Raw genomic sequence first — 12,932 nt, 5'->3', positions numbered from 1 at the left:
CGATGACAGTGATTTTTCAGGTAAAGGTAGTTATTACCAACCTGACAGCAAAGTTGCTGAAGTTACCTGAATACAGTCAGAAAATTCAGCCTATTCCACTATATGCCCATTTGACACTTCCTAAATATTGCTCTTGGTATCTAAAATTTTTGTTGATTTTATTGATTGCCACTGGCGTCACTACTAGCTATACCTCACTCAAGTAGCAACAGTAGCAAACATCGGTGAGGAGGGAATAATTCAATCCAGCATTAATTACCATGACGATTGTCTTGGGCTGCTGAAAGTGCCAGTTAAAACACTGAGTTGCAGTAGTTTTATGAAGAAATGGTTATTTTCGTCTACAAGAGATAACGAGCCATTATATATACTATCACTTTTATTTCCAACTCAGCTCGTGATTGTTTAATAATTCTGCATCATAAGTGAACCTATATCTTGGGTGAACACTTTTCCAAGTATCTCGTAAATAATGTTAAAAATGCCGAATTGCGATCGCCAAAAATACAGTCACGCTATTGTCAACCAGGGTCATAGCAGATGGTTTCTGACTTATATCTCACCTGTAGTTGTCACAGCACTGTGTTTATATACTACCAGTCTTACCAGGGCCCAAGAGTTACCGACAAGCAATATCCCCGCACCAAATGTAAAACCAGAGGTTTCTACAATACCCGGAGCTTGGGGTATCATCTATGGCAATCAAATTTCCCTTAATGGTCGGACTGTTGCAGGCGCTTGGTTACAGCGTCCGGGAAACGCAGATCAACCGACAATTTACATCAGTGACGGTGTACTCCGGCAATTAATCGGAGTGGATTTATTAAATACTAACAATCCTGTCGAACAACCAATAGATTGGTTTTCACCCAGTAACACCCCAATTTCTTTAAATGCTTGGCTGCAAAGAGGATACCGCTATTTAGAAATTACAAATTTAGTGCAGACAGCAGGATGGCAAATCCAAGCCAATGGCAACATTTTGGTGATTTCTACTCCATCTGCCAATGTCAGAGAAATTTCACAAACTCGAGAAAATTTTGGCGAGCGGTTGACTGTCAATCTCGATCGTCCCGCACCTTGGCAAGTTAGACAAGAGTTACCCGTCAAAAGTCCTCAAGATCCAGATACGCCAACTGCTAAACCAAGCAAAATCCCCAATCGCATCTGGAAAATTACTATCGATGGAATAGCTGACCCGGCTTTAATACAAAAGTATACTCCTATACCACCAGTTCCTTTACCAGCGCCTTTACCAGCACCAGTACCAAATCTGCTTAAACAGTTATTACCTGCACCAGAACCTTTGATTCAACAAGTAGAGGTAGTCAACAATCAAACAGTCATTAGTTTGAGCATTCCTTTTGGGATGTCACCCAGAATTACTACTGTTGCTAATCCTAATCGCCTGATCGTTGATGTGCGACCGGATGCACTAGTAGCAAAAGATATTACTTGGGCTAGGGGATTACGCTGGCGACAGCAGATAGTTAATTTAGGAAAAGAACGCTTTCCAGTTGTTTGGCTAGAAATTAATCCCCGCGCCTTTGGGCTAACCCTCAAACCGATTCGCAGTAATCCTAATGCAGTGGAGGGAACTGCCCCTTTAATGCAAATAGCACCGAGATATTCAGCCGCAGCTGCGATTAATGCTGGTTACTTTAACCGCAATAATCGCTTACCTTTAGGTGCAATTCGCCAAAATGGTCAATGGATATCCGGGCCGATATTAAACCGAGGTGCGATCGCTTGGAACGATGCCGGAGAATTTTACTTCGATCGCCTCACCTTACAAGAAACATTAACAACAGCGAATAATCTGCGATCGCCGATATTATTCCTTAACAGTGCCTATATTCAAACTGGTATAGCCCGTTACACCAGCCTTTGGGGACAGTTTTACACCCCCCTTTCAGATAACGAAATCATCTTGACAGTCCAGAAAGAGCAAGTTATCACTCAATTACCGGGTGGTAAAGCTGGGCAAACAAGCTTTCCTATTCCCCCTGATGGCTACCTGCTTGTTTTTCGAGGTAACGCTGTCAATACGGCTGCCCAATTACCAATAGGTACCGCACTAAACATTACTAGCACCACAATTTCTAGTGAATTTAGTCGTTATCCCAACATTATCGGTGCTGGGCCGCTACTCATCAAAAATCGTCAAATTGTCCTCGATGCTAAAGCCGAAAAATTTAGCGATGCCTTTATTACGGAAAAAGCAATTCGCAGTGGTATCTGTACCAATAGTACAGGTCAATTGATGATTACAGCCACACACAACCGTGCAGGCGGCCCCGGCCCAACTTTAGCGGAACATGCTCAACTCATGCAACTTCTAGGTTGTGTAGATGCCCTCAATTTAGACGGTGGCAGTTCCACCAGTCTTTATCTAGGTGGGCAATTGCTTGACCGTTCCCCTAATACTGCTGCCCGCGTTCACAACGGCATTGGTATTTTCTTGGAACAAAAGTAAGGAATTGGGCATTGGGCATGGGGCATGGGGCATTGGGCATTGGGTAGAGACGCGATTAATCGCGTCTTTACAATTGTCTCCCTTGTCCCCCTTGTCTTCCTTGTCCCCCTTGTCCCCTCTCTGCCTACTCAACACATTTCCTGCACTATATTTTTCTCTTTGTTATGGTAGGCAAGGTACGACTCAATTCTTGATGTTCGCAACTACAAGGTAACACCAGAGTTCTCATCAATAGTTCTTAGAGTACAGACGGTTTTTAATGTCTTTAAATGAGGTTACTATGGTTCAAATTTCCGAAACAACCCAAACTAACACTCTTCCTTTACCTTCATCTGTGACTTCTAGAGGCGTTGCAGCTACAGAATTACGCCCTTGGGGTTCTTTCACAGTGTTGGAAGAAGGACGAGGATATAAAATTAAACGCATTGAAGTTAAGCCAGGACACCGCCTCAGCCTGCAAATGCACCATCACCGCAGCGAACACTGGATTGTTGTCTGTGGTACAGCTAGGGTATTGTGCGGCGATCGCGAAATTTTATTAACCAATAATCAATCTACCTATGTACCTCAGTGTACAGCCCACCGTCTAGAAAACCCTGGTGTGATTCCCTTGGTTTTAATAGAAGTCCAAAATGGCGAGTACCTGGGTGAAGACGACATTATCCGCTATCAAGATGATTACGCCCGTACTGGCGAACCAAGCCGTTAAATTGTCTTAAATTAAAATTATTTCCACTCATCCCATCTGCTTGTCGGGTGGGATTTTGCGTTATGGTCAGTTGTCAGTTGTCAGTTGTTAAGAAGGCAATAGTCCTTTTCTCTCAATGCCCCATGCCCAATGCCCAATGCCCCATGCCCAATGCCCAATGCCCCATGCCCCATGCCCCATTCTGTAATACTCTAAAGATCGGGTTGAAAATGTCTCAAAATAAATTCTATGATTCAGTTGAGTCCCGCAGCTGCCAGTGAAATCAGGCGGCTAAAATTAAAACAGCCACAAAATGTTTTATTTCGATTAACAATTAAGTCTGGTGGTTGTTCTGGCTGGTTTTACGATTTGTCTTTTGATGAAACTGTCAAAGTTAGCGATCGCACTTTTGACCTCAATGGCATTCCCTCAGTTATCGATGCCGATAGTTTAAAATATATTAATGAATTAACAGTAGATTATTCAGAAGATCTAATGGGTGGGGGCTTTCGCTTCCAAAATCCTCAGGCGATCGCTATTTGTGGTTGTGGAAATTCTTTTGAAATGAATCCAGAATCTATAGTCAACAATCAATAATTCAGAACATTCCCAGACCCAAAAATCCCTCAAAAATACCAATTGACATGAAATCCTAAAAAAAGTTATAATTAGGATTTGTTAAAACTTAGACCCTAAGCAGCTTCACGCGCTGTAACTCATGCCAACTATACAGCAGCTCATACGTAATGAACGCGAAAAAGCGCGTCAGAAAACCAAGTCTCCCGCTCTGAAGCAATGCCCCCAACGCCGGGGCGTATGTACCAGAGTATACACGACTACTCCTAAAAAGCCTAACTCAGCCCTCCGGAAAGTGGCAAGAGTCAGGCTAACATCTGGATTTGAAGTCACAGCTTACATTCCAGGTATCGGTCACAACCTCCAAGAACACTCTGTTGTGATGATTCGCGGTGGTCGGGTTAAGGATCTCCCAGGCGTGAGATACCATATTATCCGTGGCACCTTAGATACAGCAGGGGTCAAAGACCGCAAGCAAGGACGTTCCAAATATGGAACCAAGCGTCCCAAAGAAGCGAAAAAATAGTAACTAGGCGGTTAATCGCATCAAAATATACGATTAATCGTCTGGTTTCAAAAGACGCACCGAACAAAAAAAGGCATTCGCCGCAGCATTAGTTATACTTCTTTTGTCTGTGTCAACAAATCAAGTTTTGCACTAAGCGAGCAAGTGTCAGAACTTTTGACCAGAATCTAAAGTAAAGTGACAGCAACGCTTTAATCTAGATATTAAGGTTTATTACTGTTGTCGCCTTGTTTATCTGAAGTCGGGTAACAAGTGAATTAGGTTGACCTGGCTGCATCTGTAAAAGAAAAATTCAGGAAGTTTGAGCGGCGGTTCGTACCGCTTTTAGTTTCCGGTGTCTGATAGCATATAATTTCGTTGCCAAAACCGAATTAAGGGTGAAGTATGTCTCGTCGTGGTGTTAGTCAAAGGCGCCCAGTTCCGCCTGACTCAGTTTATAATAGTCGCCTAGTTAGCATGATGATGCGGCGCGTAATGCGTCATGGAAAAAAATCACTAGCGGCACGCATCGTTTATGATGCAATGAAAACTATTGAAGAACGTACTGGTAATCCAGCGTTAGAAACCTTTGAAAGAGCAGTGCGCAATGCAACGCCTTTAGTAGAAGTCAAAGCCCGCCGAGTAGGTGGCGCTACATACCAAGTACCAATGGAAGTGCGTTCCGAACGGGGTACTACCCTAGCACTACGTTGGCTGGTACAATTTTCTCGTTCTCGACCCGGACGCACAATGGCTGGCAAATTAGCCAATGAGTTAATGGATGCAGCCAACGAAACCGGAAATGCTATTCGTAAGCGGGAAGAAACACACCGCATGGCAGAAGCCAACAAAGCCTTTGCTCATTATCGTTACTAAATCCAAAAGCGGTATATCGTTTATATGGTAACGATATATCGCGGGTTTCAAAAAAAAGACGGTTTTCCGTAAAAGTATAGAATCTTAACAAAGAGTAATATACAAGATATCATGAGGCGAAAACTATAGGAGGCTACTGTGGCACGCACGATCCCGCTAGAGAGAGTACGCAATATCGGCATTGCGGCGCATATAGATGCGGGCAAGACAACAACAACAGAGAGAATATTGTTTTACTCTGGGATAATTCATAAGATTGGCGAAGTCCATGAAGGAACCGCCGTCACAGACTGGATGGAGCAAGAGCGGGAAAGAGGAATTACCATCACCGCAGCAGCTATCAGTACCAGCTGGAAAGATCATCAAATAAACATTATCGATACTCCAGGTCACGTTGACTTCACAATTGAAGTTGAACGCTCCATGCGTGTGTTGGATGGTGTAATCGCCGTGTTCTGTTCTGTAGGTGGCGTACAACCCCAGTCAGAAACAGTATGGCGACAAGCAGATCGCTATAAAGTACCGCGCATCGCCTTTATCAACAAGATGGATCGTACAGGCGCGAACTTCTATAGAGTTCACGAGCAAATGCGCGATCGCTTGCGAGCTAACGCCATCGCCATTCAATTACCAATTGGTAGCGAAACCGACTTTAAAGGTATCGTTGACCTGGTACGGATGCGTGCCTATATTTACAACAACGATCAGGGAACAGATATTCAGGAAACTGAAATTCCCGCCGAATTGCAAGAGCAAGCAGCAGAATACCGCACCAAACTCATCGAAGCAGTATCAGAAACCGATGACGATTTGATGAATAAGTACTTCGAGGGTGAAGAACTTACAGAAGCGGAAATCCAAGCTGCTCTGCGCAAAGGAACCATCGCGGGTACAATTGTGCCTGTGCTGTGCGGTTCAGCCTTCAAAAATAAAGGCGTACAGCTGATGCTGGATGCGGTTGTAGATTACCTACCAGCACCAATTGATGTCCCCGCAATTCAAGGTACATTACCCAACGGCGATACCGTTGAGCGTCGTGCTGATGATAACGAACCTTTATCAGCTCTGGCATTCAAGATTATGGCTGACCCATACGGTCGCCTAACCTTCGTGCGCGTTTATTCAGGTGTCCTGAAGAAAGGTAGTTACATTCTTAACGCGACCAAGAATAAGAAAGAACGGATCTCCCGCCTCGTAATTTTGAAAGCGGATGAACGACAAGATGTCGAAGAAATGCGGGCTGGCGATCTAGGTGCAGCGTTGGGTTTGAAAGATACCCTAACAGGAGACACCATTACTGATGAAGGCGCGCCAGTAATTCTGGAATCTTTATTCATCCCTGAGCCTGTAATCTCGGTGGCGGTTGAACCCAAAACCAAGAATGACATGGATAAATTATCCAAGGCACTGCAATCGCTTTCAGAAGAAGACCCGACCTTCCGCGTCCACGTCGATCCTGAAACCAACCAAACAGTGATTGCAGGGATGGGAGAGCTACACCTGGAAATTCTGGTAGACCGGATGTTACGTGAATTTAAAGTGGAAGCAAATGTGGGTGCGCCCCAAGTAGCTTACCGCGAAACAATTCGTAAAGCAGTCTCCAAAATCGAAGGTAAATTTATCCGCCAAAGTGGTGGTAAGGGTCAATACGGTCACGTAGTGATCGATTTGGAACCAGGCGAACCAGGAAGCGGCTTTGAATTTGTTTCTAAAATTGTCGGTGGTGTCGTACCGAAAGAGTACATCGGCCCTGCAGAGCAAGGAATGAAAGAATGCTGCGAATCTGGTATTTTAGCTGGGTATCCGCTCATTGATGTAAAAGCTACATTGGTAGATGGCTCTTACCATGATGTAGACTCTTCAGAAATGGCTTTCAAAATCGCCGGATCTATGGCGTTGAAAGAAGCAGTAACCAAAGCTTCGCCTGTCCTCTTAGAGCCTATGATGAAAGTCGAAGTCGAAGTTCCAGAGAACTTCCTGGGCGATGTCATGGGTGACCTCAATTCCCGTCGCGGACAAATTGAGGGTATGGGATCTGAGCAAGGTCTTGCTAAAGTGACTGCTAAAGTCCCATTAGCAGAAATGTTTGGCTACGCCACCGATATCCGGTCTAAAACCCAGGGTCGGGGCATCTTCTCAATGGAGTTTAGCCACTACGAAGAAGTGCCTCGCAACGTGGCTGAGGCAATCATCGCTAAAAGCAAAGGGAACGCTTAATTAAAAAAGGAAACGAGCATTCATGGCACGCGCAAAGTTTGAACGGAATAAACCCCACGTTAACATCGGTACTGTTGGCCACGTTGACCACGGTAAAACAACATTAACAGCAGCTATCACCATGACCTTGGCAGCCCTGGGCCAAGCAGTAGCTAAAGGCTACGACCAAATCGACAACGCACCCGAAGAAAAGGCCCGGGGTATCACGATCAACACAGCTCACGTTGAGTATGAAACCACCAATCGCCACTATGCTCACGTAGACTGTCCCGGACACGCTGACTATGTGAAAAACATGATCACTGGTGCGGCACAAATGGATGGAGCCATTCTGGTAGTAGCTGCTACCGATGGCCCTATGCCCCAAACCCGCGAACACATCCTGTTAGCAAAACAAGTAGGGGTTCCCAGCTTGGTTGTCTTCTTGAACAAAGAAGACATGATGGAAGACGAAGAACTGTTGGAACTAGTGGAATTAGAATTGCGGGAATTGCTTTCCAGCTACGATTTCCCCGGTGATGACATCCCCATTATTAGAGGTTCTGGTCTGCAAGCTTTAGAAGCAATGACCAAGAATCCTAAGACCCAACGTGGTGAAAACCCCTGGGTAGATAAAATCTACGCCCTGATGGATGCTGTAGACTCCTACATTCCTACTCCTGAGCGCGATGTAGACAAGCCTTTCTTGATGGCGGTAGAAGACGTATTCTCCATCACAGGTCGTGGTACAGTTGCTACTGGCCGGATTGAACGCGGTAAAGTGAAAGTCGGTGATCCTGTCGAGTTAGTGGGTATTAAAGACACCCGTAACACCACCGTCACCGGGATCGAGATGTTCAAGAAGAGTCTCGAAGAAGGTATGGCTGGGGATAACGCAGGTGTACTCCTACGTGGTATCCAAAAGACAGATATTGAACGCGGTATGGTGCTAGCTAAACCCGGTTCAATTACACCTCACACTCAATTTGAAGGTGAAGTATACGTTCTCAAAGACTCTGAAGGCGGCCGGAAAACTCCATTTTTCCCTGGCTACCGTCCCCAGTTCTATGTACGGACAACTGATGTAACCGGCACCATCACAGCTTTTACCTCCGATGAAGGTGCTGCGGCAGAAATGGTCATGCCAGGCGATCGCATCAAAATGACTGTAGAATTGATCAACCCAATCGCGATTGAGCAAGGGATGCGCTTTGCGATTCGTGAAGGTGGTCGTACCATCGGTGCAGGTGTTGTTTCTAAGATTCTCAAATAGCAACACCGTTTGTAGCTCTCATTAAAAAGGAGCAGAGATAGCACAATCATTCTCTGCTCCTTTCTCTTCCCTTTGTTGAAAGGATTGGCAATTGGGAATCCCAGTCTCCAGTTCTTTCTAGTAACTTAACTAACCAGAACCTAGAAAACTAAAGATGGCAACTCTACAGCAGCAGAAAATTAGAATCCGCTTACAAGCTTTTGATCGTCGCTTATTGGATACATCTTGCGAGAAGATTGTAGACACCGCTAACCGCACCAACGCCACAGCTATTGGGCCTATTCCTTTGCCGACAAAACGTAAGATCTATTGTGTATTGCGATCGCCTCACGTAGATAAAGATTCCCGAGAACATTTTGAAACTCGCACCCATCGCCGGATCATTGATATCTATCAACCTTCTTCTAAAACAATTGATGCGCTGATGAAGTTGGATTTACCATCAGGTGTAGATATCGAAGTTAAGCTTTAATTAGTTATTAGTCCATAGTCAAAAGTCCATAGTCAAAAGTCTATAGTCCAAAGTCCATAGTCCGGAGTCATTAACCTTGACCGTTGACAAATGACCAATGACCAATGACCCTTGTATTCACATTGACATTGCCCTGATGTAATCTACCTCAGGGCTTTTTAATTAGCATTCAAAACAAATGATAGAATAAAAACAAATTACGGGAGAAGCAGAGTACTTTAAATCTTAGAGATTAACTTTATACCAAAGTAACTATGACATCCTCATCTAGAATTGCAGTTCGCGAACTACCTGTGTTCCCGTTGCCTGATGTAGTTCTTTTTCCCAGCAGACCATTACCTCTGCACATATTTGAATTTCGCTACCGAATCATGATGAACACGATTTTGGAAAGCGATCGCAGGTTTGGCGTTTTAATGGTCGATCCAGTCAAAGGAACCATTGCTAATGTTGGTTGCTGTGCAGAAATTATTCATTACCAGCGACTGCCAGATGACCGGATGAAGATGTTAACTTTAGGTCAGCAAAGATTCCGTATTTTAGAATATGTGCGCGAAAAACCTTACCGCGTAGCGTTAGTTGAGTGGATTGAAGATCAAGCACCAACCAAAGATTTACGGCCTTTAGCATCTGAAGTTGAACAACTGCTGCGTGATGTTGTGCGTCTTTCCGCTAAGTTAACAGAACAAAATATTGAATTACCCGAAGATGTCCCCGATTTACCCACAGAATTATCTTATTGGGTAGCTAGTAACCTTTATGGGGTAGCCGCAGAACAGCAATCATTGTTAGAAATGCGAGATACTGCTGCTCGTCTAGAACGGGAATCGGAAATCTTAACTTCTACCAGAAATCATTTAGCAGCACGGACTGTTCTCAAAGACACATTTAACCAAAAGTTATAGAGCAATAGCAAACCATAGCATTGCTGAATCAGGGCGATGAGGAAGACTTCATCAAGGTATGGCGTGTAAAAATAATCAATGCCCCATGCCCCATGCCCCATGTTAAATTTCTATTGGCAGAATATTATAGCTACCAAAAATTTTCAGAATTTCTGTGTAGCTGTTTAATTCTGCTAAAGCAGATTGCATTTTCGGTGTATCCGCATCTGCTTCTAAATCCATGAAAAATAAATATTCTCCCAGCGATCGCTTTGTGGGACGAGATTCAATCCGACTGAGATTGATGTCTAATTGTGCAAATATCTGCAAAGGTTTGACAAGTGCGCCGGGTAGATTAGCAGGTAAACTAAAAGCCAGGGATGTATGAGTCCGACTGGCTGAAGATTTGTGGTATGAATTGTCTGTTTCACCTTGACTGATTACCCAAAAGCGCGTGCAATTTTCTGGACGATCGTTGATACCTGTAGCTAATGTGGGGAGATTGTATAGTTCAGCTGCTCTCATAGATGCGATCGCAGCTGATGTAGTATCTTCTTTAAGTAACTTTAATGCTTCGGTGGTCGAATTGCTAGGAATTAACTGTACGTTTGGGAGAAACTGCTCTAACCATCCTTGACATTGTGCTAAAGCTTGTGGGTGTGAATAAACAGTTTTGATTTCATCTAAACTAGTAGCGCAAGAAATTAAAGTATGAGTAATTGGTAATATCAACGCTAACTGAATTCGCAAACTATCCAACATCCACAGCGCATCCATTGTCATGGTGACGCTACCTTCAATGGAATTTTCTACCGGTACAACTGTTAATTGAGTATTTCCTTGGGCAACAGCTTGGAGTGATTGGGCAATGCTAGGATAAGGACATAAAGTAGCTTCAATTCCTGTATTTTGCTTTAACCAGTTAGCATAAATAACAGCTGCTTGCTCTGCGTAAGTACCTGGCGGGCCTAAATGTGCGATGGATAATGTCATGTTTTTAGCTGTAAAATGCGATTTAAAGTGAGAAATAGACTGAGAAGGGACTTGCAACTAAAAAAATATTCCCGAAGTCATTGTTAACGGTTGACTGTTAACTGTAAAACGTCAACAGTCAACGACTTGAATGGAATAATTTATTTTTTAGAGTTCCCGAAATTCAATTGTAATTTGTCAGTAGTTAATATGAATTACACATTGACAAAAAATGCTCAACATCGATGTTATAGTTCATTTTGAATAGCTGGGAATAGTGCTACATATATTATTTGTGACTGAAAACTACTGAGGATGAATTTTATTTGCTCAACTCTTACTACCCATAAAATACTTGCCGAGAGTAAGGATTTTTACTAAGGGTAAATTAGGTTGCCAAAACTATTTTCTAGAAATAGATAATTCTTAACCTGTGATTTAATCTTGCACTGAATTAATGAGTAATTTTACTATTCATTAATTATCAGGCTTTACATAGTTTCTCTCTTTTGTCAATCATTAATTTCAATGACTACGCATATATTTTTCTATCTAAAGTTAGTAATCAGATTATCAAGTTTTTACCCATAGGCGATAGTTTTTGAGCAACAATTATTTTTATAATCAAATAAGTTTAAACTTTTTACCAGTCAATTTAATTTTTTTAAAGAACTAAAAAGATTAAATGACAAATTATATATAACTACCCATGACGACCCAGTTTACTGCTTCTCAATCGGTGGAAATAGTTGTTCCCAAGCAGCCTATTCCCATTCAGCACTACTTGCGTCAACCCCAGCGACTAGTTTATGCGTTGGTAGATAATAATCGCATTCAGCAAATTTCTGAAGAAGTATTTCGTTTGAAAATGCGTCCTTTAAGTTTTATGTCACTCAGTATTCAACCTACTGTAGACATGAGAGTATGGGCAGATTCTCAGGGAACTCTTTATTTACGTTCTGTAGGTTGTGAAATTCTGGGTGTTGACTATATTAATCAACGCTTTGCACTAAATTTGAAAGGCTATCTCTCTCCATTACAACACAATACAGAAACTCGCCTACAAGGCAAAGCGGATTTAGCAGTACAGGTAGAGCTACCACCACCATTTTGTTTTACTCCTAAACCAATTTTAGAAGCTACTGGTAATGGTTTACTCAAGAGTGTGCTGTTGACTGTGAAGCAAAGATTGCTACATCAACTTTTGGCAGATTATCGCCGTTGGGTGAGTGTACAAACAAAAGAACAAGGACTGAGCGATCGCACTGGAGAATTACCAATTCTCAATCCGGAATAAACGTCTTTTCCCTATTCCCAATCAGCAAGCCGAAGAACACAATGGTTCTTCAGCACGAGATTTGACAAGGACGAAAAGATTTGCGGTGCAGGGGCGAAGGGCCGTATTTTTGCAGAGCTAGTAAATGTTTTTGGCTACCATAACCCTTGTTACTTGTGAGGTCGTACATGGGGTATTTGGATGCTAGACGCAGCACCAAATCGTCACGCCAAACTTTAGCCACTATACTAGCTGCGGCTATATTTAGCGATCGCTCATCTCCCTTAACGATTGTTTGTTGTGGTAGCAATAAGTCTTTGATTGCCTGATTACCATCAATTAAGCACAAAGCAGGCTGTACCTTCAATTTCAGCACAGCCCGCTTCATTGCCAACAATGTAGCTTGCAAAATATTTAGGCGATCGATTTCCGCAGTGGCAGCGAAGCCAATTTTCCAGTCTATTGCTAGGGTACAAATTTGCTTTGCTAGTTGCGCTCTGCGGGAACTAGACAGCTTTTTACTATCGTTAATTTTAGCTGCGATCAGTTCCGGCAAAGCATCAGCAGGTAGTAACACTGCTGCTGCAACTACAGGGCCAAATAATGCCCCTCGCCCCACTTCATCTACACCCGCTATGGCTGAAGTACCTGAAAAGTCAGATAACTCCAGCCAATTGAATGTGCTGGGGGATGGTACGGAGCAAATATCTGCAGCAGCTTGTCTGGTTTTCACCATAC

At 43.2% G+C, this 12,932-nt stretch carries 13 protein-coding genes; 11 read left to right on the top strand and 2 right to left on the bottom strand.

Features of this window, described 5'->3' with window-relative positions; translation table 11 throughout:
• Positions 1-2 precede the first annotated feature (2 nt).
• The 10 genes from H6G08_RS37195 (at position 3) to H6G08_RS09530 (ending at position 9,967) form a co-directional block, all read left to right on the top strand.
• A complete protein-coding gene (locus H6G08_RS37195) occupies positions 3-206 on the top strand; it encodes a hypothetical protein (RefSeq protein WP_190555581.1) in 204 nt (67 codons plus the stop codon).
• 266 nt (positions 207-472) lie between these two features.
• Positions 473-2,476, top strand: a complete 2,004-nt coding sequence (locus tag H6G08_RS09570) for a phosphodiester glycosidase family protein (protein WP_190540924.1) — start codon at positions 473-475, stop codon at positions 2,474-2,476.
• A gap of 280 nt (positions 2,477-2,756) precedes the next feature.
• Complete coding sequence (locus tag H6G08_RS09565; RefSeq protein WP_190540921.1) at positions 2,757-3,185, top strand: phosphomannose isomerase type II C-terminal cupin domain; 429 nt, start codon at positions 2,757-2,759, stop codon at positions 3,183-3,185.
• Positions 3,186-3,413: 228 nt separating this feature from the next.
• Positions 3,414-3,761 (top strand): HesB/IscA family protein, encoded by a 348-nt coding sequence (locus tag H6G08_RS09560; RefSeq protein WP_190540918.1) that lies wholly within the window; start codon positions 3,414-3,416, stop codon positions 3,759-3,761.
• Positions 3,762-3,882: 121 nt separating this feature from the next.
• Positions 3,883-4,266: a 30S ribosomal protein S12 gene (rpsL, locus tag H6G08_RS09555; RefSeq protein ID WP_086687982.1), complete on the top strand. Its 384-nt coding sequence runs from the start codon at positions 3,883-3,885 to the stop codon at positions 4,264-4,266.
• A 384-nt stretch (positions 4,267-4,650) separates the two neighbouring features.
• Positions 4,651-5,121, top strand: a complete 471-nt coding sequence (gene rpsG, locus H6G08_RS09550; protein WP_190540915.1) for a 30S ribosomal protein S7 — start codon at positions 4,651-4,653, stop codon at positions 5,119-5,121.
• Between the two features lie 138 nt (positions 5,122-5,259).
• Positions 5,260-7,338, top strand: coding sequence for an elongation factor G (gene fusA / locus H6G08_RS09545; RefSeq protein ID WP_190540912.1), 2,079 nt, complete (start codon positions 5,260-5,262; stop codon positions 7,336-7,338).
• Between the two features lie 22 nt (positions 7,339-7,360).
• A complete protein-coding gene (tuf, locus tag H6G08_RS09540; protein WP_190540909.1) occupies positions 7,361-8,590 on the top strand; it encodes an elongation factor Tu in 1,230 nt (409 codons plus the stop codon).
• Between the two features lie 154 nt (positions 8,591-8,744).
• Positions 8,745-9,062 carry a 30S ribosomal protein S10 gene (rpsJ, locus tag H6G08_RS09535; RefSeq protein WP_010998474.1) on the top strand — a complete coding sequence of 106 codons (318 nt, stop codon included), beginning with the start codon at positions 8,745-8,747 and terminating at the stop codon, positions 9,060-9,062.
• Between the two features lie 254 nt (positions 9,063-9,316).
• Positions 9,317-9,967, top strand: a complete 651-nt coding sequence (locus H6G08_RS09530) for an LON peptidase substrate-binding domain-containing protein (protein WP_096645619.1) — start codon at positions 9,317-9,319, stop codon at positions 9,965-9,967.
• Between the two features lie 102 nt (positions 9,968-10,069).
• Here H6G08_RS09530 and pheA read toward each other — a convergent pair whose 3' ends face one another.
• A complete protein-coding gene (gene pheA / locus H6G08_RS09525) occupies positions 10,070-10,939 on the bottom strand; it encodes a prephenate dehydratase (protein WP_190540906.1) in 870 nt (289 codons plus the stop codon).
• A 688-nt stretch (positions 10,940-11,627) separates the two neighbouring features.
• Here pheA and H6G08_RS09520 point away from each other — a divergent pair.
• Complete coding sequence (locus H6G08_RS09520) at positions 11,628-12,215, top strand: DUF1997 domain-containing protein (RefSeq protein ID WP_190540903.1); 588 nt, start codon at positions 11,628-11,630, stop codon at positions 12,213-12,215.
• A gap of 49 nt (positions 12,216-12,264) precedes the next feature.
• Here H6G08_RS09520 and H6G08_RS09515 read toward each other — a convergent pair whose 3' ends face one another.
• Positions 12,265-12,930, bottom strand: coding sequence for a ribonuclease HII (locus H6G08_RS09515; protein WP_190540901.1), 666 nt, complete (start codon positions 12,928-12,930; stop codon positions 12,265-12,267).
• Positions 12,931-12,932 lie beyond the last annotated feature (2 nt).

Origin of the sequence: Calothrix anomala FACHB-343, from assembly GCF_014696435.1 — a bacterium.
Lineage (GTDB): Bacteria > Cyanobacteriota > Cyanobacteriia > Cyanobacteriales > Nostocaceae > Aulosira > Aulosira anomala_A.
The sequence above is the reverse complement of the archived record's forward strand: the minus strand, read 5'-3'. Positions and strand labels throughout refer to the sequence as shown.